17 protein-coding genes are annotated in these 20,520 nt (G+C 63.0%); 12 read left to right on the plus strand and 5 right to left on the minus strand.

The genetic code is table 11. The features are described from left to right. Nucleotides 1-127 precede the first annotated feature (127 nt). Nucleotides 128-1,072 (minus strand): hypothetical protein, encoded by a 945-nt coding sequence (locus tag ACT5M9_RS04245; protein WP_457981454.1) that lies wholly within the window; start codon nt 1,070-1,072, stop codon nt 128-130. 200 nt (nt 1,073-1,272) lie between these two features. Next, nucleotides 1,273-2,397, minus strand: a complete 1,125-nt coding sequence (locus ACT5M9_RS04250; protein ID WP_438548948.1) for a porin — start codon at nt 2,395-2,397, stop codon at nt 1,273-1,275. Nucleotides 2,398-2,781: 384 nt separating this feature from the next. Between ACT5M9_RS04250 and dinG the strand changes: the two genes are divergently transcribed. From dinG to ACT5M9_RS04265, 3 genes are all read left to right on the plus strand, one after another. Then, nucleotides 2,782-4,854, plus strand: coding sequence for an ATP-dependent DNA helicase DinG (gene dinG / locus ACT5M9_RS04255; RefSeq protein ID WP_457981452.1), 2,073 nt, complete (start codon nt 2,782-2,784; stop codon nt 4,852-4,854). A gap of 156 nt (nt 4,855-5,010) precedes the next feature. Continuing rightward, nucleotides 5,011-5,670, plus strand: coding sequence for a YccT family protein (locus tag ACT5M9_RS04260; RefSeq protein WP_457981450.1), 660 nt, complete (start codon nt 5,011-5,013; stop codon nt 5,668-5,670). A gap of 68 nt (nt 5,671-5,738) precedes the next feature. Then, nucleotides 5,739-6,635 (plus strand): histone deacetylase family protein, encoded by an 897-nt coding sequence (locus tag ACT5M9_RS04265; protein ID WP_457981448.1) that lies wholly within the window; start codon nt 5,739-5,741, stop codon nt 6,633-6,635. Nucleotides 6,636-6,782: 147 nt separating this feature from the next. On the opposite strand, the gene ACT5M9_RS04270 is transcribed toward ACT5M9_RS04265, so the two are convergent. Both ACT5M9_RS04270 and ylqF read right to left on the minus strand, forming a co-directional pair. Continuing rightward, on the minus strand, nt 6,783-7,931 hold the full coding sequence (locus ACT5M9_RS04270; protein WP_457981446.1) for an MFS transporter: 1,149 nt from the start codon (nt 7,929-7,931) through the stop codon (nt 6,783-6,785). Nucleotides 7,932-8,160: 229 nt separating this feature from the next. Continuing rightward, a complete protein-coding gene (gene ylqF / locus ACT5M9_RS04275) occupies nt 8,161-9,111 on the minus strand; it encodes a ribosome biogenesis GTPase YlqF (RefSeq protein ID WP_457981444.1) in 951 nt (316 codons plus the stop codon). Between the two features lie 330 nt (nt 9,112-9,441). Between ylqF and ACT5M9_RS04280 the strand changes: the two genes are divergently transcribed. From ACT5M9_RS04280 to ACT5M9_RS04315, 8 genes are all read left to right on the plus strand, one after another. After that, nucleotides 9,442-10,833, plus strand: coding sequence for an alkaline phosphatase (locus tag ACT5M9_RS04280; RefSeq protein ID WP_457981442.1), 1,392 nt, complete (start codon nt 9,442-9,444; stop codon nt 10,831-10,833). An 11-nt stretch (nt 10,834-10,844) separates the two neighbouring features. Then, entirely contained in the window at nt 10,845-12,218 is a 1,374-nt protein-coding gene (locus tag ACT5M9_RS04285) for an alkaline phosphatase (protein ID WP_457981441.1), read from the plus strand. 52 nt (nt 12,219-12,270) lie between these two features. After that, nucleotides 12,271-12,954, plus strand: coding sequence for a hypothetical protein (locus ACT5M9_RS04290; protein ID WP_457981440.1), 684 nt, complete (start codon nt 12,271-12,273; stop codon nt 12,952-12,954). An 81-nt stretch (nt 12,955-13,035) separates the two neighbouring features. Continuing rightward, nucleotides 13,036-13,770, plus strand: coding sequence for a substrate-binding periplasmic protein (locus ACT5M9_RS04295; protein WP_457981438.1), 735 nt, complete (start codon nt 13,036-13,038; stop codon nt 13,768-13,770). A gap of 229 nt (nt 13,771-13,999) precedes the next feature. After that, nucleotides 14,000-14,395 (plus strand): nucleoside diphosphate kinase regulator, encoded by a 396-nt coding sequence (rnk, locus tag ACT5M9_RS04300; protein ID WP_457981436.1) that lies wholly within the window; start codon nt 14,000-14,002, stop codon nt 14,393-14,395. 188 nt (nt 14,396-14,583) lie between these two features. Beyond that, a complete protein-coding gene (gene uhpA, locus ACT5M9_RS04305) occupies nt 14,584-15,174 on the plus strand; it encodes a response regulator transcription factor UhpA (RefSeq protein ID WP_457981434.1) in 591 nt (196 codons plus the stop codon). After that, nucleotides 15,171-16,688 (plus strand): signal transduction histidine-protein kinase/phosphatase UhpB, encoded by a 1,518-nt coding sequence (uhpB, locus tag ACT5M9_RS04310; RefSeq protein ID WP_457981432.1) that lies wholly within the window; start codon nt 15,171-15,173, stop codon nt 16,686-16,688. The genes uhpA and uhpB overlap by 4 nt, the downstream gene beginning before the upstream one ends. Nucleotides 16,689-16,712: 24 nt before the next feature. Further along, nucleotides 16,713-18,047, plus strand: a complete 1,335-nt coding sequence (locus tag ACT5M9_RS04315; protein WP_457981430.1) for an MFS transporter — start codon at nt 16,713-16,715, stop codon at nt 18,045-18,047. Between the two features lie 25 nt (nt 18,048-18,072). On the opposite strand, the gene ACT5M9_RS04320 is transcribed toward ACT5M9_RS04315, so the two are convergent. Next, complete coding sequence (locus ACT5M9_RS04320; RefSeq protein WP_457981429.1) at nt 18,073-19,200, minus strand: GGDEF domain-containing protein; 1,128 nt, start codon at nt 19,198-19,200, stop codon at nt 18,073-18,075. A gap of 494 nt (nt 19,201-19,694) precedes the next feature. Between ACT5M9_RS04320 and ACT5M9_RS04325 the strand changes: the two genes are divergently transcribed. After that, complete coding sequence (locus ACT5M9_RS04325; RefSeq protein WP_100859300.1) at nt 19,695-20,486, plus strand: transporter substrate-binding domain-containing protein; 792 nt, start codon at nt 19,695-19,697, stop codon at nt 20,484-20,486. The last annotated feature ends 34 nt before the right edge of the window (nt 20,487-20,520 follow it).

Here is a 20,520-nt window from a genome sequence, read left to right on the forward strand (position 1 = left end):
CGTTTTTGAAACAAAAAAGTGGCAAACAAAAGCGCCCGCAGGCGAGCGCATCGTCAGCCCTTTATACCACCGTGCTCAATAGGGGAAAACCGCTTTTTCGCAGGCATCTTTGACCGGATCCACCAGCCTATCCACCGACCGCATGCCACTCTGGTGCCAGGGCGCAGACTTCGGCGGACAAACCCCTGTTTGACTCGATCAAATCGCTACAAAGTGCCAACAGTGGCCGCGGGATCCGGCTCGGCTCCCAGGGACGGGAATCCCCCAGGGGGGATGCATAGGCCTCCTTGATGGGGGCCAGGGTCAGTGGCAGCCACCAGCTCGCCGGCCGGCCCAGCCGCTCGGCCAGCATCAGCACCCGATCGATGGCCGCAGGCTCCAGGGCCCCCTGATGGCTCCAGACGGTGTGGGGCGGCAGCGCGGCGATCAGGGACTGCAAGGCACCGGGCTCCTCGGGAGGCAACCAGACCAGCAGGGCATCGGCAGGCAGTGCCAGCTCAGCAAAAACGCCGAGGGAGTCGGTGCTGATCACCCTCTGTATGTCCCCCTCTCCCCACAGGATCTTGCCAAGTCCCCCCAGGGTGCGCACGGGGAGCGCCACCTCCCCGAGGCTCTCCAGCCAGGGGCCCGCATCCAGCAGTCGCCCCCCGCTGAAGAACAGGCTGAAAGGGTGCGTCGCCCGCAGCCGCAGGGATTGATCCCGGCAGAGCCCTATCCCCTTGTCCTCAAAGTTGATCTGCTCGATGGGACTGAAACTCCCCGACCCCTTGCGATAGAGCGCCGCCAGCACGCGCTCGTTGACGCGCTCCCCCAGCTGCCAGCCCTGTTCATGCAACCACTCCTCCGGCTCGAGGGGCGCGCACGCCATCTCGGCCAGGGTCAGCTCACGGGTCAGATAACGGCGGCCCGCCGGAGTCAGCTCATAGCGATGGTTGCCGAGGGCCAGCAGCAGTTGATTGTCCCTGAGCATGCCGATGAGAGGCTGCCACTGGCGCGCACGGAGCACGGGGGCGGATTCCGCCAGCAGCTGCTGCGCCAAGGCCCGCCACTCGGGGTGGGTGAAATCGATCAATCCAGTGCTTCCCTGTCGGTCAACGTTCCTTCAACGAATTGAATAATCTAGCGATCCAACCTGGGAAAACCAAGGGAAGAAACGTGGCAACGTGATGCTGCGCGGGAATGGGCGGTGAAATGGGGGGAACGAGGGCACAAAAAATAAAACGGCCAAGCTAGGCTTGGCCGTTTCTTCACTAACTCAGTGTCAGGACTGGATTAGAAGTTGTACTGCAGGGCAACGGTGAACTCGTCGTCTAGGTTGTCGATACCCTGGATCTTGTACTCGGTGTAGGCCTTCAGCTTGGAAGTGAAGTTGTACTGCACGCCCAACAGGGTTTCGTCAACGATGTCTTCGTAAGAAGCACCAGCAGAGTTGGAAGCAACCTTACCTTCGGTGAAGTTGTAACCGGCCAGGAAGGTCCAGGCGTCAACGTTGTAGGAAGCAGCCAGCTCGTAGCCACGGCCCTTGTCCTTGTTGCTACCGGCAACAGTGTTGTCGTAGCTCAGGTCAGCCTGGGTGTACACACCGGCGAAGTAGAAGCCGTTGATGGCGTAGTGTGCGCCCAGGGCCCACTCTTTCTTGTCGCCAGAAGCGCTGCTGGTGGTGCTTTCCAGATCGGAGTAAGCGTAACCGGCATCGAAGCCCAGACCGAAGTCGAAGTCATAGCCAGCTGCGGCGGCGTAGCCATACTTGCGCTTCACGTTCTTGCCGTATACAGCGTCTTCTTTGATGCCTTGACCGATGTCGGTAACCTTGACGGCTACGTCATCGTTGGTCTGGTAGGACAGCTTGCCGCTGAAACCGCCGAAGCTGTTGGAGTAGATGATCTGGCCTTCTTGACGACCGTCGTAGAAGTTACCTACGTCACCCCATTCGTTGAAGATATCGGTCGGCTCCAGCACGTCGTAGAACGCGGTGTCGGTTTGACCAAAGATGATCTTGCCGTACTGGGTGCCGTCGAAGCCGACGTAGATGTGACGGGAGTTGAACTTGTTGTCGGAGTTTTCGGCAGAAACTTGCCACTCGGTCTTGGCGATACCGGACCAGGTGTTGTTCAGCGCAACTTTACCGGACCAGCCCAGACGGGAAGAACCAACCAGTTCACCATCCACATCAGAGTAGTGCGCAGGAGTACCTGGAGTGAACTCAGGAGCACCAGTGTCACTGAAACCCCAAGAACCGTCAGTTGCGCCAACAGACTTGTTATGGTCTGCATAATAGTTAGCCTGAACACGGCCGTAGATATCAAAAGTGACACCGTCTTTGTCATAAACCACTGCGGCGTTAGCGGCAGAAGCGAACAGAGCCGGGATAGCAATAGCCAGAATTGTCTTTTTCATAATTGTTTCCAATGCCTACTGTAATTAAACACTAAGTCCTTGTTATTCCCTGTGTTAGCGATGTTCTTTGCATCACTATGGGGCCGAGACTATCACCGGGTTTTCCAATCCGCAACGAAAAAACTTGGAACTTTTTGCGAAATGCTTAGTCAAAGCAAAAATTTTGTGAGCTGACTCCCACATTGCCGAGCTCACCAGGGAAAACGTTTACAGTCATTCTCTCTGCCTTAACAACCCGGCACTGGTGATTTATTGCACCGATTTGAGTCCTCATACTATAAATGCCGAGTCGAGGATGAAGCCCCTGTCGCTCCCTTCCTCGACCCCGGCGCCCCGTTGCGGGTATCCTGTCTCCATCTCCCCCGACACGACCAGAACTCATTTATGCTATCTACCCGCCTCAAAACCACCATTCGCAATACGTATCGACAGATTGCCGATGGCTTGCCCGGTTTTGTGCCCCGTAAAGAGCAGAACTTTCTGGTGGCCGAGATCGCCAAAACCCTGACCGGTGAATACGACAGGGCCCGCCGCATCCTGGTGGCCGAGGCGGGCACCGGCATCGGCAAATCCCTCTCCTATGCCCAGGGCGCCATCCCGGTGGCGCGCCTCACCCAGAAGAAGCTGGTGATCTCCACCGCCACCGTCGCCCTGCAGGAGCAGCTCATCCACAAGGACCTGCCCTTCTACCACAGGCACAGCGAACTGCCGTTTCGCTTCATGCTGGTCAAGGGGCGCCAGCGTTACTGCTGCGAGCACCTGTTGGAGCAGGCGGCCAGCGGCGGCGAGATGGCCAACTTCGAGCTGGATTTCGGTGCTTTGAGCAAACACAAGCCCTCGGATGCCGACAAGGATCGCTATCAGGCCCTGTGGCAGGCCTATACCGAGGGGAAATGGGACGGCGATAGAGACAACTGGCCCAAACCCATCCCGGATCTCTGCTGGGACAGGATTGCCGCCGATCGCCACAGCTGCAACAAGGCCCTGAGCCATCACCAGCATTGCCCCTTCCACCGCGCCCGCAACGACATGGACGCCGCCGACGTGCTGGTGGTCAACCACGCCCTGCTGCTCTCCGACCTCACCATGGGTGGCGGCATCATACTGCCGCCACCGGACGAGTGCATCTACGTGCTGGACGAAGCCCATCACCTGCCCACCATAGCGCGGGATCACGGGGCGGCCTCCGCCAGCGTCAAGGGTTCGCGCCGCTGGCTGGAGAAGCTGGTACAGAGTGCCGGCAAGCTGGCCCGGGCCCTCAACAAGGAGAGCCTGCTGGACCCTCAGCTCAAGTTGCAGGACGCGCTGGCCTCCCTGCAGCCGGACCTCAAGGCGCTGGAGCAGTGGCTTGTCGGCAACGATCATCTCTTTGGCAGCGAGCAGCACTATCGATTCGCCGACGGCGTGCTGCCGGATCCCCTGCCCATGCTGGCGGAGAATCTGAAAGAGGCTAGCAAGAAGGCGCTGCGAGCCCTGGACAGGATGCAGGGGGCCATCGGCGAGGCACTCAAGGATGGAGAGATCCGCCGCAAGGAGGCCGAGCCCCTGCTGGCGGAGAGCGGCTTCCATCTGCAGCGGCTGGAGAGCTTCTGCGCCCTGTGGGAGATGCTGAGCCGCCACGTGCCCACCGGCAAGACGCCGCTGGCTCGCTGGATGGCCAAGGGGGAAGAGGGCGACATCTGGCTGCACGCCTCCCCCATCGAGGTGGGTTACCTGCTGGAGGAGTGGCTCTGGTCAAAATGCCTCGGCGCCGTGCTGGTATCCGCCACCCTCACCGCCCTCTCCTCCTTCAGTTACTTCCGCCATCAGGTGGGGCTCAAGGAACACGATGGCACCCGTTATCTGCGTCTGCGCTCCCCCTTCGACTACCACAAGGCGGAGCTCTATCTGCCCAGGATGGTCCATGAGCCCAGCGCCCCCGCCTTCACCCAGGAGCTGATAGACACCCTGCCCCGGCTGCTGGCGGGCAAGGAGGCGAGCCTGGTGCTCTTCTCCTCCTACCGGCAGATGAACGAGGTGGCGGTGGGGCTCCGGGCCAAGGGGCTCTCCCTGCTGGTGCAGGGGGAGGCATCCCGCAGCGCCCTGCTGACCCTGCACAAGCAGAAGTGCGACGGCGGTCAGGCCAGCATACTGTTTGGCACCGGCAGCTTCTCCGAGGGACTGGATTTGCCGGGCCACTACCTCACCAACCTGGTGATCACCAAGCTCCCCTTCGCGGTCCCCAACTCCCCGGTGGAAGAGGCCACCGCCGAGTGGATAGAACAGCGTGGCGGCAATCCCTTCCTGCAGCTCACGGTGCCGGAGGCCTCCCGCAAGCTCATCCAGGCCTGTGGCCGCCTCATCCGCAAAGAGGCAGATCGGGGACGGGTCACCATTCTCGACCGACGCCTGCTGACCAAGCGCTATGGCAAGGGGCTGCTGGATGCCCTGCCCCCCTTCACCCGGCGCGTGGAGTAGGCCACAGGATCGACTGCCCGGCTCTTCTTTTGCGAGAAAAGAGGCTGCCAACCCCGTCAGAGACGCCCTAAACACCTATTGCCGCTCTGCGGCAAACCTGCAAAAATGAGCCCCTATTTTTCAGTGGGCACTCGCCTGACTGTTCAAGGAGATGAAATGAAACTGACTGTTCTGGTACCGGCCCTGGCTGGTCTGTTGTGGGCAGGTAGCGCCCTGGCCGCTAGCCAACTGGAAATAACGAATCCCTATGTCATCCAGCTGCTCGATGGCGAACCCGTCAACCCCCAGCTGCTCGACAAAGCCACCGTCTTCTCCCTGGAGCCCGGTAAGCACCAGGTCGTCGTCGCCTTCGAAGGCAACTACTCCAGCCGCAGCGAAACCAAGCTGGTGACCGCCGAGCCCCTGGTGATCAACTTCACCGCCGCCGACAACCAGCTGCTGTTCCTCGACTTCAAGAAGCCCCGCAAGGAAGACGAAGCCCGGCGTTTCGTCAAGGATCAGAACGTCGTCCTGAAAGACAAAGCCACCGGCCAAACCCTGAAATCCGAACAGTTCATCATGCCGACCGTAGGTGGCTTCCAGCTGACCCGTGACTATCAACAGGAGCTCATCAAGATGGGCAAGGCGTTCAACCAGCCCAAGACAGTTGCCGTCTCCACCGCCGCCGTGATGGCCGCCGCCAGCGCACCGGTGGAAGTGGCCCCGAGCAAGGCCATGAGCAACCCGGAAGCCCTGACCCAGCTGCAGAGCTGGTACAACAAGGCTGACGCCGAGACCCGCAAGGCCTTCCAGATCTGGGTCATCCAGCAGCAATGATGGCGCCTGAGTGCCAGTAATAAGGGGAGCCAGGCTCCCCTTTTTCATTTCGCACGGACTCGGATCCCATGTCCCTTCGCATCTTCCATCACCACAGCTACTCCGCCCTGACGCTGCCAGAACGCCATCGCTTTCCGCTGGCCAAGTATCAGGCGCTCTACCAGATGCTCTCGGAGCAGGGTTATCCGCTCACCCTGGCCAGCCCCGCCAGCCGGGAGCAGCTGATGCGAGTCCATGACGCCGCTTATGTGGATGCCGCCCTCGCCGGCACCCTGGAGCGGGACGCCGTCCGCCGGCTCGGCTTTCCCTGGTCGCCACTACTCATCGAACGCACCCTCCATTCTGTCGGTGCGACCCTGGCCGCCAGCCGCCATGCCCTGGCCGAGGGGTGCGGCCTGCAGATCTCCGGCGGCTATCACCACGCCCACCGGAGCTTTGGCAGCGGTTTTTGTCTGTTCAACGATCTGGTGATAGCGGCGCAAACCTGCCTCGACGAGGGGCGCTGCGAGCAGGTGCTGATCGTGGATCTCGATGTCCATCAGGGGGATGGCAGCGCGGCCCTGTGCGCAGGTCGCCGGGACATCATCACCCTCTCCCTCCATGGGGAGCGCAACTTCCCCTTCCACAAGCCCGCCTCCCATCTGGACTTCCCACTGCCCGGCGGCATGGAGGACGATGCCTACCTCACCACATTGGAGCAGGCCCTCGCCCTGGCCCTGCGCCTCTATCAGCCGGATCTCATCCTCTATCAGGCCGGCGTAGATGTGCACCATGCGGACGAGCTGGGTTTCCTCTCCCTGAGCGACGATGGGGTGCGCCAGCGGGATGCCATAGTGTTCGACAGCGCACGGCAGCACGGTCTGGCCATCGCCGCCGTACCGGGAGGCGGCTACCGACGCGACTGGCGGCAGCTGATCCCCCTGCATCTCTCCCTGTTCGAGGAGGCGCGCCGTCGCTTTGGCTAGCCCTTGCGCCGCGCCGTCGTGCGTATGTGACTTCCCACATTCCTAAACGAAGAGGCTCGCCTCTTCTTTATATAAAGCACAACAGTGACCCCATGAGCCCGCTCCCGAGCGCTGACCGTCAGCAAACGGCTCTATCTCGCAGGGTCATCAGGCATGAGCCACCGGCGTCCTGTGTTCGCCCATCTTGCGCAGCAGCATCAGCAGATAAATAAAGGAGACGCCGGCTATCATGACGAACAGCAGGTTATCGGAGTAATGCTCCATCAGCAGAGCCGTCAGGGTCGGCCCGAGCAGGCTGCCGATGGTGTAGCTCAGCAGCAGCGCCTGGTTTATCGCCACCAGCTGATGCTGTTCGACCTTCTCGCAGGCCCAGGCCATGGCCACCGGATAGAGCGTGAAGCCCGCCACCCCGAGGATGAACAGCGCCGGCCCCATGGCCAGGTTTCCGAGCATTCCCATGGCCCCCAGGATCACCACAAAGACCTGTACCCTCAGTACCGGCAGTCGCCCGAATCGGTCCGCCAGGCGGCCGATGGGCCACTGACCCAGGATGCCGGCACTCACCATCACCGCCATCCAGAAGCCGATGCCGGCATCGCTCACCCCCTGATGATTCAGGTAGAGCGGCATCAGGCCATACAGAGACCCCAGCACGATGCCGGAGATGATGCAGCCGTTGACCCCGAGGCGGGCCTGACGCAGGCGCAGCATGGGCCACACCAGGGTGGTGGCTTGCTGCTCACCGCGCTCGTGAACGATGCGGGTGAACAGCAGCGGCAAGATGGCCACCAGCACCAGACCGGTGACCCAGGGCAGCACCTCCATCAGCCCCGTCGGCACCTTGCTGACCAGCAGTTGCCCGAGCACTGTGCCAACGTAATAGACCATCATGTAGGCGGCCAGCAGACGGCCCCGATTGCGGGCGGTGCCGCTGCACATCAGCGCGCTCTCCACCACCACCCAGATCATGGCGCAGCCGATGCCAGCGATGAAACGCCAGCCGAGCCAACTCCAGAAGCCCAGGGTGACGCCCAAGCCCACACAGCCTGCGGCAAAGATCAGGGATGCCAGGTAGTAGCTGCGGTTGAAGCCGACCCGCTTGATCAGCGACCCCGCCAGCAGGGTGCCCAACAGGTTGCCACAGAAATAGGAGGAGCCGACCATGCCCACCTGCCAGGTCGGCAGCTTTTCATGGGCGAGCCAGAGCGGCACGAGTGTGTTCAACACCGCGATGGCCAGGGTCAGCAGCAGCAGGCCGCAGAGCAATAACAGCACCGGCCGGGTGTATGTGGTCATGGGTAAAACCCTGAGGAGAGGCAAAATGCGAGCGCATCATGCCACCGCCGATTGGATTGTCAATCCGCCAGAGATGGCGCTGACGGCGTTTTTCTCCGCGCATGCTCGGCAGCGTGAGTCTGCTCCGCGAGTCGCCAGGCGCTCCGTCATTTCGGCCAATCTCCTGCTCATTGAAAAACGAAGAGGCGACCCTGGGGTCGCCTCTTCTTCATACCAAGCACAATAGCGGCTATTTTTGGCGCTTCTTGGCGTACTTGCGACGGGCGCGAGCCTGGCGCTCCTCTTCCCGCTCGGCCTTCTCCTTGGCCTTCTGCTCGGCCTCGGCCTCGGCTTCCACGATTTCGACGACCACCATCTCCGGGGTCTCCAGGGAGATGCGGCCCAGCATGCCGGAGCGGAACTCGTTCACCAGGATCTCGGACGCCTTGTGCAGATCGGCGAGCCCCCCCTTGCGCATGAAACCGCGCTGGCGGGCGATGAGCTCCAGCAGCTCTATCTCTGTTTCCGGCAGCTCGCTCAGCTGGTAGCGCGCCTTGATCCGCTCGGGATACGCCTTGATGAAGTAATCGGCGGCGAACATGGCGATGTCGGCGTAGTCGAACACCGTGTCCTTGATGGCCGCGGTGATAGCCAGCCGGTAACCGCAGGAGGGCGGGTTCAGCTTGGGCCAGAGGAATCCCGGGGTATCGGTCAGGATGACGTTGTTGTCGAGTTTGATCCGCTGCTGGGACTTGGTCACCCCCGCCTCGTTGCCGGTGCGGGCTATGATGCGCCCCGCCAGGGTGTTGATCAGGGTGGACTTGCCCACGTTGGGGATGCCCATGATCATGGCGCGCACCCCGCGCAGGTCGAAGTTGCGCTCCGGCAGCATCTCGTGGCACAGGGTCAGCAGCGCCTTGATCTTCTCCGGCTCCTGCTGGGTCAGGGGCAACGCCTTGATCCCCTTCTCTTTCTCCATGTGCGCCACCCACAGTTCGGTGATCTCGGGATCGGCGAGGTCCGCCTTGTTCAGCACCTTGATCACCGGGGTCTCACCACGCAGCTCGGGCACCAGGGGGTTTTCGCTGGAGAAGGGGATGCGGGCATCAATCATCTCTATGATGACATCGACCTGGGGCATGACCTCGGCAATCTCTTTGCGGGCCTTGTGCATGTGGCCTGGGAACCAGTTGATGGACATATCCGTGACTCTCTGTAAGGGCTGCGGGCGCTGGCGTGCGGGAACGAGCGGCGAGCGATGGCGGACGTCTGGCGTCGCAAGGGGGCGCATTTTACCCGTTGGCGCCCCAATTTGACAGGTCATTCTAGCCGGATGAAGGCAAACCACCAAGCCGCAGGTCCCACCCGGCGCCCTTCATCAAGGGCGGTTAAATAACAGAAGCATCATCAATAAGTGATTGATACAACATAACATTTAGATGACGCCTTCATCGTATTGTCATCCAATTTCACTAAAAGTGTCATCTGACCCCTCTAGGCTGCGCTCAGGTTTTACAAGGAGCGAACCCCAATGAGAAAGATGGCAGGACTTGCATTGATGATCGGCGCCGCCCTGGCCGCCGGCTGCAACTCCACGAACGACAGCAATCCCCCCGAGCCCAGCGCCAGGAACGTGATCTTCTTCCTGGGCGACGGCATGGGCCTCAACACCCTGACCGCGGCCCGCATCTACGGTGTCGGTGAAGAGGGCAGCCTCACCATAGACACCCTGCCGGAGACGGCCTTCATCAAGACCTTCTCCCACGACTCCCAGGTTACCGACTCGGCCCCCTCCATGGCGGCCTACATGACGGGGGTCAAGAGCAACAACGGTGTCATCAGCATGGACAGCGACGCCACCCAGGAGAGCGACTGCAGCAAGAGCGCCGGCAAGCCGGTCACCACCCTGCTGGAGCTGGCCAAGGCCGACGGTCGCGGCACTGGCGTTGTCACCAGCACCCGGGTGACTCACGCCACCCCGGCCGCCACCTATGCCCACATCTGCAACCGGGATCTGGAGGCCGACATCGCCGCCCAGCTGGTCCCAGGCGGTGCCGGTTACAACGGGGCCCTGAAAGAGGGGCTGGACGTGGTGCTCGGCGGCGGCAGCAGCTTCTTCCTGCCCACCGCCGCCAAGGGCAAGCGCACAGATGGCCGCGACCTCATCGCGGAGATGCAGGCCAAGGGCTATCAGTTTGCCAGCAATCTGGATCAGCTGAACCAGGCCGATGCCAACAAGCCGTTGCTGGGGCTGTTTGGTTCGAGCCACATGAAATATGACCTGGACAGGCCCGCCAGCGAGCCGTCCCTGAGCCAGATGACCCTAGCGGCCATCAAGCAGCTCCAGGGCAAGGAGAAGGGTTACTTCCTGATGGTGGAAGGGGGGCGTATCGATCACGCCCTGCACGACACCAACGCCAAGCGCGCCCTGCAGGACACCCTCGCCTTCGACGACGCCATCAAGGCCGCCATCGACGAGGTGAAGAAGACCGATCCCGAGCTAAAGAACACCCTGATCGTGGTCACCGCCGATCACGACCACACGCTGGTGCTGAACGGCTATGCCAAACGCACCGGCAAGACAACGGCCAGCAACCCGGGCGTGCTTGGGCTCGTGAAGAACTACGAGACCGGCGAGCCCAGCAAGGACAGCGATGGCATGCCCTACACCATCATCGGCTTTGGCAACGGCTACAACCGGGTGGAGGGTCCGCGCAGCAGCGTGGCCGCCCTCGATGACGCCACCGTCTCGGCCAACGACTATCACCAGGAGGTGGTGGTCAGCACGGGCGACATCGGCAACGAAACCCATGGCGGTACCGACGTCTTCCTCGGTGCCATCGGCCAGGGAGCGGACAGCTTCCACGGCTCTCTCGACAACACCGCCGTGTTCGGCAAGGTCAAGGCTGCGGCCAAGCTGTAAGGAGCATTCTGATGAAATCAGCCATGAACAAAACCCTCGTCTGTACCGCCCTGCTGGGCGCCCTGGCGGGTCAGGCCCAGGCAGCCGATGCCAAGAACGTGATCCTGTTTATCGGTGACGGCATGGGCCCCACGGTGCTCACCGCCACCCGGCTATTCAAGGTCGGGGAAGAGGGGGATCTGGAGATGATGAAGCTGCCCCGAAGCGCGCGCATCAAGACCTTCTCCCACGACGCCCAGACCACGGATTCGGCCCCCTCCATGGCGGCCTACACCACGGGGGTCAAGATGAACAACGAGGTGATCGCCATGAGCAGCGACGCCAAAGCCGTGGCACCCGGCAAGGACGTGAACGGCAACAAGGGGGTCAACAACTGCGCCAGCGACAACGGCACGCCTGTGCCCACCATACTGGAGCTGGCCAAGGCGGCAGGCAAGTCCGTCGGCGCCGTCACCACCACGGAGCTGACCCACGCCACCCCGGCGGCTACCTACTCCCACATCTGCCACCGGGATGCGGCCTATGCCATCGCCGAGCAGGCGGTACCGGGCGGCGCCGGCTTCAACCAGGCGCTCGGTGACGGGGTAGACGTGCTGATGGGGGGCGGTGCCAACCACTGGACCCCTTACAGCGCCAGCAACAAGGGGGGCCGGGCCGATGGCCGGGATCTCACCGCCGAGCTCCGCGCCCAGGGTTATCAGTACGTCACCACTCAGGCCGATCTCGCCAAGGTCGGCAGCGGCAAGGTGCTGGGGCTCTTCAGTGCCAAGTCCCACCTCGACTATGAGCTGGACAGGGTCGCCAAGGGGGCCGCCAATACCCAGCCGTCGCTGTCCGAGATGACCGCCAAGGCGATCGATCTCTTGAGCCAGAACAGCGAAGGCTACTTCCTGATGGTGGAGGGGGGGCGCATCGACCACGCCCTGCACGCCACCAACGCCAAACGCTCCCTCACCGATGCGGTGGCCTTGGACGAGGCGGTGAAGACGGCGCTCGGCAAAGTGGATTTGAGCAACACCCTGATCGTGGTCACCGCGGATCATGACCACACCATGACCATCAACGGCTACTCCGCCAAGGGCAACCCAGTGCTGGATCTGGTGAAGAACCCGGACGGTTCGACTCAGAACGATGCCCAGGGCAAGCCCTTCACGACCCTGGTGTTCGGCAACGGCCCGAACCGCCCGGATGTTCGCCCCACCCTCACCAGCGATCAGGTGATGGCGGATGACTACCTGCAGGAGACCGGCGTCAAGCTCGGCTCCGAGACCCACGGTGGCGGCGATGTCATGCTGTTCGCGGGCGGTGCCGGCAGCACCCGCTTCAAGGGCACGCTCGACAACACCCGCGTGTTTGGCAAACTGCGGGAGGCGCTCGGCCTGTAAGTGGCAGGGGCCAGCCGATAAGCACTGGCCCCTGCTCTTTCGAGCGAACATCATGATTCGAATCCTGTTTCCTTTATGGCTGCTCGCCAGCCCCTTGTTGGCCCAGGCCTATTTCGACGACGTTCCGGATCTCGCCACCCGCATCAGCTACCAGAATCGCGTCACCGGCGCCGATGGCATCGCCAGGGAGAGCCACTGGCAGGAGAAGTGGATGCGGGTCGGCAACCAGGTGTGGAGCCAGCGGCTCATCCCCCTGCCGCTCGCCCGCGCCTATCACGCCACCCATGACGCCAATCCGGGTCACAAGCACTTCACCCACCAGATGGCGGCCCGCTGGGTCACGCACGGGGAAGATGGCGGGCTGCAGCTGCGCTACGCCGACGCCTGGCACAACCAGCTGGTGGAGGTGCCTGCGGAGGAGTACGGCCAGGTGGGCTTCACCCCGGACTGGGACAAGATCCGCCATCTGGTGGATCCGGCCCTGTTGCAGGGGATGGCGGCACTGGATGAGGCTGCCCCCGCCCAGGCGCGCTGGTACGAGAAGCGCGAGGGCAAGCAGCGCACCCGCATCCTCTGGTCGAGCCAGTGGCAGATCCCCCTGGTGGTGGAGTCCGCGAGCCTGGACGGCTATCGCAGCTACCGGATGGAGGTGACCCCGAGGCCATTGCCCAAACAGCTGCCCTGGCAGCAACTCGGCGGCTACCAGAGCCTGGATCTGCGGGATTTCTTTGACTGACCCCTCTTATCTATATGGGGCTGGCGGATCCGTGCCGGCGGGATGGTACACTCCCAGGCCTCATCCCCTGGCCGGCTCCCTATGCGTCTTCTCGTCTCCCTCTTCCTCGTCGCACCGTTCTGGCTGGCGGCCCAGACCGCCCAGGCCGTCACCGTCATCGCCGCCGAGGTGCCGCCCTATGTCATTCGCAGCCAGCAGGGGGCGCCGAGCGGCATGGCCATCGAGGTGCTGGAAGAGGCGGCGCGCCGCCTGCACGAGCCCCTGACCATAGAGCTGATGCCGCTGGCCCGCGCCCTCAGCCAGGCCCGCCATCGACCCGATACCCTGCTGCTCCCCCCGGTCAGGAGCCCCCAGCGGGAACAGCAGTTTCTCTGGGTCGCCCCCCTGCTGGAGGAGGCCTTCGTGCTGGCCAGCCATCGCGACCATCACCCTGCCCCGCTCACCCGCCGCGAGCTGCCGACCCTGGCGCTCGGGGTGATGCGCGGCTCCTACGGCCAGAGCCTGAGCCAACCCCTGCCCAAGGGGAGGGAGGAGGCGGTGACGGAGGAGATAAGCAACGCCAGCAAGCTGGCCATGGGTCGCATCCAGGGCTGGGCCGTGGCCTGGAACACGGCCCGTTACACCCAGCAGCAGGCCGGACTCCCCCTCGCGGACCTGGTGCGGGGCGAAACCCTGCAACGCACGGCCATCTATCTCGCCGCCCACCCCGACTTCTCCCCCAGTGAGGCCGCGCGCTGGCGTCAGGCCATCGATATCATGCGGCAAGATGGCAGCCTGGCCCGCATCCTCAGGCAGTACGACTATCAGGCACCCTGAGCGTTGGTGTGGGTAATTGCCAAAGCCGTCAGGAATGGTTATGGTATCCACATGAAAGCGCTCATGATTTTTTCCAGTCTGCTCACACCCCGCTGAGCCCCCGCCCTCGCCCCGCTGCGCGAGTCGCTCGGGGGCATCGCGCTTGCGATCTCATTACACAACCCATATTCATCTTTCGACCAGCTTGCCCGTCATCCTGGTCCCGTCAGCCATTGATAAGGAATGCCCTATGAAACAGCCACATCTCGTGATTTCCAGCCTGGATCTCGATCGCATCGAGCAACTGCTCGGCAACCACCCCCAGCACCTGGCCCTGCAGGAGGAGCTGGATCGCGCCGAGATCCGCGAGCCCGCGGACATGCCGCCGGACGTGGTGACCATGAACAGCACGGTGCGCTTCAAGATGCAAAACAACGACAGTGACTTCTGTCTGACGCTGGTTTACCCCAAGGATGCACTGGGGGATGAGACCAGGATCTCGGTGCTGGCGCCGGTCGGCAGCGCCCTGCTCGGCCTGAAAGTCGGCGACAGCATCGCCTGGCCGGGTCCCGCCGGTCGCACCATCCAGGTGGAGATCCTGGAAGTGGTCTATCAACCCGAGCGCGCCGGCGAGCTGCACCGCTGAGCCAGAGGGGCACGCGCTGCCCGCGCCCCGTGGCGCACGGCGCGTGCCCGGCCTGATCCGGATCAAGCTTTGGGCACGGATCGCCACTTATCTTGCTCACAATTTCCCCTCCCCCTTGAGCCAAGATGACGCCACGGGTATCTTGTTGGCCGCGCCAGCCCCCTGGGCGCCCATCTCAGGCTGACATCATGATAAACATTGCCCTCATCGACGATCACCAGATCGTCCGCTCCGGCTTCGCCCAACTGCTCAATCTGGAACCCGATCTGCGGGTCGTCGCCGAATTCGGCTCAGCCAAAGAGGCCCTCGTCGGCCTGCCCGGCAGCGGCGTCCAGCTGTGTGTGTGCGACATCTCCATGCCGGATCAGTCCGGCCTGGATCTGCTCAGGCAACTGCCCGCCGGCCTCGCCGTGGTCATGCTGTCGGTGCACGACAGCCCGGCCCTTGTGGAGCAGGCCCTGCAGGCGGGAGCCAAGGGCTTTCTCTCCAAGCGCTGCAGCTCGGATGAGCTCATCGCCGCGGTGCGCACCGCCGCCCTTGGCGGCTGTTACCTGACCCCGGACATCGCCCACAAGCTCGCCTGCAACAGCCGGGATCCCCTCACCAACCGGGAACGGGAGGTGGCGCAGCTGCTGGCACGCGGGCTGGAGGTCAAGGCCATCGCCGAGCAGCTCGGACTCTCCCCCAAGACGGTGCACGTGCACCGCGCGAACCTGATGGACAAACTCAAGGTCAGCAACAATGTGGAGCTGGCCCACCGCATGCTGGACAGCTGGTGATCCCCCGCCTCGCCAGCTATGCCGCCATCTCGCTGGCGGCCAGCTTCATCTTCGCCGCCGGCTGGTTCTGCCTCTGGAGCATAGGCCTTCACCTGGTGGAGCACCCGGCCCTGGCGGTACTGCTGTTCCCGTTCGGTCTGCGCCTCGGGCTGCTGTTGCAAAGCCCGCTCCCCTACTGGCCGCCACTGCTGATCTGCGAGGCCCTGCTGCTGCAGTGGCTCGATCAGGAGGTCGGCATTCCCCTGTGGCCATTTCTCCAGGCCGGCAGCCTGCTCACCCTGGTGCCCCTGCTCATCGCCCGCCGCCAGCGCGTGCGTAACGACTGGCAACAACTGCTGGTGCTGCTCGCCACCGTGACGGTGGCGGCCCTGCTGCAATCCCTGCTCTGGTATCTGGCGGGAGAGGAGGCGCTCACCGCCCTGCTGCTGACCCTGACCGGTGGCCTGACCCTCACCTCCACCTGCATGCTGATCTGGCACTACCTGACCCGGGCCACCTGGGTGCCCCTCGGCCCGGCCCTCATCGATCAGCCTGTAGACTGGCGCTTTCGCCACCTGTTCTGGTATCTGCTGCTGTTCGTGCTGAGCCTCTGGTTGCAACTCGGCCTGCCCGACTCCCTGGTGCGCTTCACGCCGTTTTGCCTCGCCATTCCCATCATGGCCATGGCCTGGCGTTACGGCTGGCAGGGGGCCCTGCTCGCCACCCTGATGAACACGGTTGCCCTGATGGCGGGCCAGGCCTGGCACGAGCATCCCCTGGATCTGCTGCTCTCCCTGCTGGCCCAGAGCCTGACCGGCCTGCTGCTCGGCGCCGGCATCCAGCGCCAGCGAGAGCTAAACCAGGCGCTCAGCCGCCAGCTCGCCCACAATCGTCAACTCACCGAACGGCTGCTGGAGACCGAGGAGTGCATCCGCAAGGAGGTGGCCCGGGAGCTGCACGACGACATCGGCCAGACCATCACGGCCATCCGCACCCAGGCAGGCATAGTGCGACGACTCGCCCCGGACAATGCCGGGGTCGGCCAGAGCAGCGCCCTCATCGATACCCTGTCGCTTGGCATCTACGACGCGGTGCGCGGTCTGCTCGGTCGCCTGCGTCCCCGTCAGCTCGACGACATGAGTCTGGAGCAGGCGGTGCAGGGGCTGCTGCGAGAGCTCGAACTCGAGCGCCGCGGCATCGTCACCCGCCTCGAGTGGGAGCTGCGGGATAGCGATCTCTCCGATGCCCAGCGGGTCACCCTGTTTCGGGTCTGCCAGGAGGGGCTCAACAACGTGGTGAAGCACGCCAATGCCAGCTCGGTGCGCATCCAGGCCCGCCAACAGGACAGCCAGTTGCTGCTGCAACTGGAGGACGACGGCTGCGGCCTGCCCGAGCACAGCCCCCAGGGTTATGGCCTGCTCGGCATCCGCGAGCGGGTACAGGCGCTCGGCGGCACCTTGCAGCTCTCCTGCCTGCACGGCACCGAGCTGACCCTCTGCCTGCCCCGCCGTAAATGGGAGGAGCCCCATGCCTGAGTCCTTGTGCCAGAAGAGATTGCCATGCTGAGCTTTATCAAGAGCCGCCCACCGGCGCCGCCGCTGCGGGATAAGCGGGAAATAGACGCGACCTATCGCCACTGGCGCATCCACCTGCTGCTGACCATGTATCTGGGCTACGCGGTCTTCTACTTCACCCGCAAGAGCTTCAACTTCGCCATGCCGGACATGCTGGCAAACGGCCTGCTGGACAAGGCCGACATCGGTCTGCTCGGCACCCTGTTCTACCTCACCTACGGGGTGTCCAAGTTCCTCTCGGGCATCATCAGCGACGGAGCCAACCCGCGCTATTTCATGGGGCTCGGGCTGATGGCGACCGGGGTCATCAACATACTGTTCGGGCTCTCGTCGTCGCTCTGGCTGTTCGCGGCACTGATGGTGGCCAACGCCTTCTTCCAGGGCTGGGGCTGGCCCCCCTGCTCCAAGCTGCTCACCAGCTGGTATTCCCGCACCGAGCGCGGCGCCTGGTGGTCGGTCTGGAACACGGCCCACAACGTGGGCGGGGCTCTCATTCCCCTCATCGTCAGCACCATAGCCCTGCAGCACGGCTGGCGTTACGGCATGATAGTGCCCGGCATCATCGCCATTCTGGCCGGACTCTTCCTCTGCTGGCGACTGCGGGACACCCCGAGCACCATGGGGCTGCCGACGGTGGGCCAGTGGCGAAACGATGCCCTGGAGATCGCCCAGCAGACCCAGGATACCGGCCTCACGCCCCGCCAGATCCTGCACAAATACGTGCTCGGTAACCCCTATATCTGGCTGCTGGCCTGCTGCTACGTGCTGGTCTACGTGGTGCGTACCGCCATCAACGACTGGGGCAACCTCTATATGACGGAAGAGCGCGGCTTCAACCTGATGAGCGCGAACTCGGCGATTTCGATGTTCGAGGTGGGAGGCTTTATCGGCGCCCTGGTGGCGGGCTGGGGATCGGACAAGCTGTTCAACGGCAACCGGGGGCCCATGAACCTCATCTTCGCGGTGGGGATCCTGCTCTCGGTGGGCTCGCTCTGGCTGATGCCCTTCTTCAGCTATGTGATGCAGGCAGCCTGTTTCTTCACCATCGGCTTCTTCGTATTCGGGCCCCAGATGCTGATCGGCATGGCTGCGGCGGAGTGCTCCCACAAGGATTGCGCCGGGGCCGCCACCGGTTTCGTCGGCCTGTTTGCCTACATGGGGGCGGCGCTGTCGGGCTATCCCCTGGCCAGGGTGCTGGAGATCTGGCACTGGAACGGCTTCTTCGTGGTGATCTCGGTGGCGGCGGGCGTCTCCGCCCTGCTGCTGCTGCCTTTCCTCAAGGCCCAGGCGCCGCGCCCACTCACCACCGAGCCGGCCTGAGCGCCAACGTGAATGGAGCGCCCCGTCAGGCGCTCTGACAGACCCGGTTCTTGCCGCTGCCCTTGGCCTGGTAGAGCGCCCGATCCGCCTGGCTGAACAGGGTATCGAAGTGCCAGCCGTGCTGGCAGGGCACCAGTCCCATGCTGACGGTGATCTGGATGCCGGCCAGCGGCAGCGCCGCTATCCCCTCGCGGATCTGCTCGCAGCGCGCCTGCTGGGTGATCGGTTCACGCTCCGATAGCAGCAGGACGAACTCCTCCCCCCCGAAGCGGCCGGCCACCAGATCCCCCTGAGCGGCGAGATAGGCCCCCACCGCCGCCAACACCTTGTCCCCCGCCTCGTGACCGTGGCGATCGTTGATCTGCTTGAAGTCGTCGAGATCCAGCACCACCAGGGCACCCCGTCTGGATGACTTGGCGCAGCGCGCCATAAAGCCGCGCCGGTTCAGCAAGCCGGTCAGGGGATCCTGGCTCGCCTGCTGGCGCAGGGCCAGCGCCCGGTACTGAGTGCAGAGCAGCAAGACCCCGAAGGTGGAGAGGTAGTTGCCCATCAGCATGGAGAGGAAGGGCAGCACGTTGACCGCGTGCTGATCCATCAATACCCGCACCTCGCCGCTGAACAGGGCTCCCATCCGCACCAGGTTAAAGCCGTACAGCAGCACGTTGACCACGGTAAACACCAGCACGGCGGGCAGGTAGGCGGGATAGCCGTGGCGCCACACCTGCCGCACAATCACGGCCCCGATCACCATGTAACTGAGGCAAGCCAGCAGCACGCGGGGCGCCATGTGATCGTTGAACAGCACGGTCCAGCAGAGGAGCACCACATAGATCGCCATGAAGAGCGCGAACGCCCGCCAGCTCGGGGCCTGGCCGAAGAAGCGCTGCAAGGCCAGGGGCATCAACGCGATGCAGAAGGTGATAAGCAGATTGGCGAACCAGATCCCCGCCAGGTTGGGGGAGAAGGCCTGCAGGAAGAACAGGGACTGGGCCGCCAGAGCGCACAGACTGGACCACCACCAGAGCCCGAGGCCGGGGATCTCCCTGTGGGTTGCCCAGATGATGGAGAGGGTGATGAAACCGAGACTGTAACCCCCGAGAGCCATCAGCATCAGGGTGAATACGTCCAGTTCGAGCAGTATTGAGGTGTCCATACCCGGGCCTTCCTGTGAGGATGGCTGAGTATATGGGAAGGCCATGGCAAGACACAGAGGGAGCCCACCTTCCCGCTCAAATAATTCCAGGGTGTACCTTGGATGCGGTGACAAAGAGGGTCATTTGACGACATGCACCAAGGGGGGGCATGCTCGTTTGATCCCCCTCAGCCATGGGAAAGTCGCGCAAAGTGACCCCGACGGCGTTTTGCACTTGAACCCGCGCCATTAGATAGATATGTTGTTTTCGTGTGGTTTTATGAGTCAAGCCACGAGGAAAAATCGTCACTAACTTATTGAGTCTTCTAGCACAATCAAGTTTTGGTACATTTTTCACTCAGCAGACCATTCATAGAATCTCATATGGGGCTTTTGCCCGACCCAAGACAATAATCCTGTCTTGCCTGTTGCCGGATGCAGCAGTCTCTTGTGCCATGGAGTCGCACGGGAGCAGGTTCAAGGCCGAACACACTTTCGACAGAGACGTCACCGATATGATCAAAAAACTCATTCTCTCTACCCTGCTGCTGTGCGGGCTGGCCAACGCCGCCGCCCCCAGCTCCACCCTCGACGCCGTGCTGGAGCGCGGCGTGCTGCGGGTCGGCTTCGACGCCGGCTATCAACCCTTCGAGATGACCAACAAACAGGGCCAGTACATCGGCTTTGACGTGGACCTGGCCAAGATGGTCGCCAAGGAGATGGGGGTCAAGGTGGAGTTCGTCAACACCGCCTGGGACGGCATCATCCCGGCCCTGCTGACCGACAAGTTCGACGTCATCATGGGCGGCATGACGGTCACTCCCCAGCGCAACCTGCGGGTCAACTTCGCCGATCCCTATATCGTCGTCGGCCAGACCATAGTGCTGCGCAAGGACAAGGCGGGCGAGATCAAGTCCTTCCAGGACTTGAACGATCCCAAGTACAAGATCGCGGTCAAGCTCGGTACCACGGGTGAACAAGCGGTCAAACGCATGATCCCCAAGGCGACCCTGCTGCAGTTCGAGACCCAGGACGACGCCAAGCTGGAAGTGATCAACGGCAAGGTAGACGCCTTCATCTACGACCTGCCCTACAACGCCATCTTCGCCTCCCAGAATCAGGGGGCCGTGGTGCACCTGGACAAGCCGTTCACCTTCGAACCCCTGGCCTGGGCCATCCGCAAGGGAGATCAGGACACCCTCAACTGGCTGAACAACTACCTGCGCCAGATCAAGGGCGACGGCAGCTACGACCGTCTCTACAAGAAGTGGTTTGAATCCACGACCTGGTTGAATCAACTCAAATAACCTCTCAAGGGGCGGCTCGCCGCCCCTTTCACGC

The organism is Aeromonas sp. AE23HZ002T15 (assembly GCF_054165525.2).

Coding starts and splice junctions, on each gene's coding strand:
- ACT5M9_RS04250 (WP_438548948.1), bottom strand. CDS start 2,397: ATGAAAAAGACAATTCTGGCTATTGCTATCCCGGCTCTGTTCGCTTCT.
- ACT5M9_RS04295 (WP_457981438.1), top strand. CDS start 13,036: ATGCGTCTTCTCGTCTCCCTCTTCCTCGTCGCACCGTTCTGGCTGGCG.
- ACT5M9_RS04285 (WP_457981441.1), top strand. CDS start 10,845: ATGAAATCAGCCATGAACAAAACCCTCGTCTGTACCGCCCTGCTGGGC.
- ACT5M9_RS04290 (WP_457981440.1), top strand. CDS start 12,271: ATGATTCGAATCCTGTTTCCTTTATGGCTGCTCGCCAGCCCCTTGTTG.
- uhpA (WP_457981434.1), top strand. CDS start 14,584: ATGATAAACATTGCCCTCATCGACGATCACCAGATCGTCCGCTCCGGC.
- dinG (WP_457981452.1), top strand. CDS start 2,782: ATGCTATCTACCCGCCTCAAAACCACCATTCGCAATACGTATCGACAG.
- ACT5M9_RS04270 (WP_457981446.1), bottom strand. CDS start 7,931: ATGACCACATACACCCGGCCGGTGCTGTTATTGCTCTGCGGCCTGCTG.
- ylqF (WP_457981444.1), bottom strand. CDS start 9,111: ATGTCCATCAACTGGTTCCCAGGCCACATGCACAAGGCCCGCAAAGAG.
- rnk (WP_457981436.1), top strand. CDS start 14,000: ATGAAACAGCCACATCTCGTGATTTCCAGCCTGGATCTCGATCGCATC.
- ACT5M9_RS04265 (WP_457981448.1), top strand. CDS start 5,739: ATGTCCCTTCGCATCTTCCATCACCACAGCTACTCCGCCCTGACGCTG.
- ACT5M9_RS04315 (WP_457981430.1), top strand. CDS start 16,713: ATGCTGAGCTTTATCAAGAGCCGCCCACCGGCGCCGCCGCTGCGGGAT.
- ACT5M9_RS04280 (WP_457981442.1), top strand. CDS start 9,442: ATGAGAAAGATGGCAGGACTTGCATTGATGATCGGCGCCGCCCTGGCC.
- ACT5M9_RS04260 (WP_457981450.1), top strand. CDS start 5,011: ATGAAACTGACTGTTCTGGTACCGGCCCTGGCTGGTCTGTTGTGGGCA.
- ACT5M9_RS04320 (WP_457981429.1), bottom strand. CDS start 19,200: ATGGACACCTCAATACTGCTCGAACTGGACGTATTCACCCTGATGCTG.
- ACT5M9_RS04325 (WP_100859300.1), top strand. CDS start 19,695: ATGATCAAAAAACTCATTCTCTCTACCCTGCTGCTGTGCGGGCTGGCC.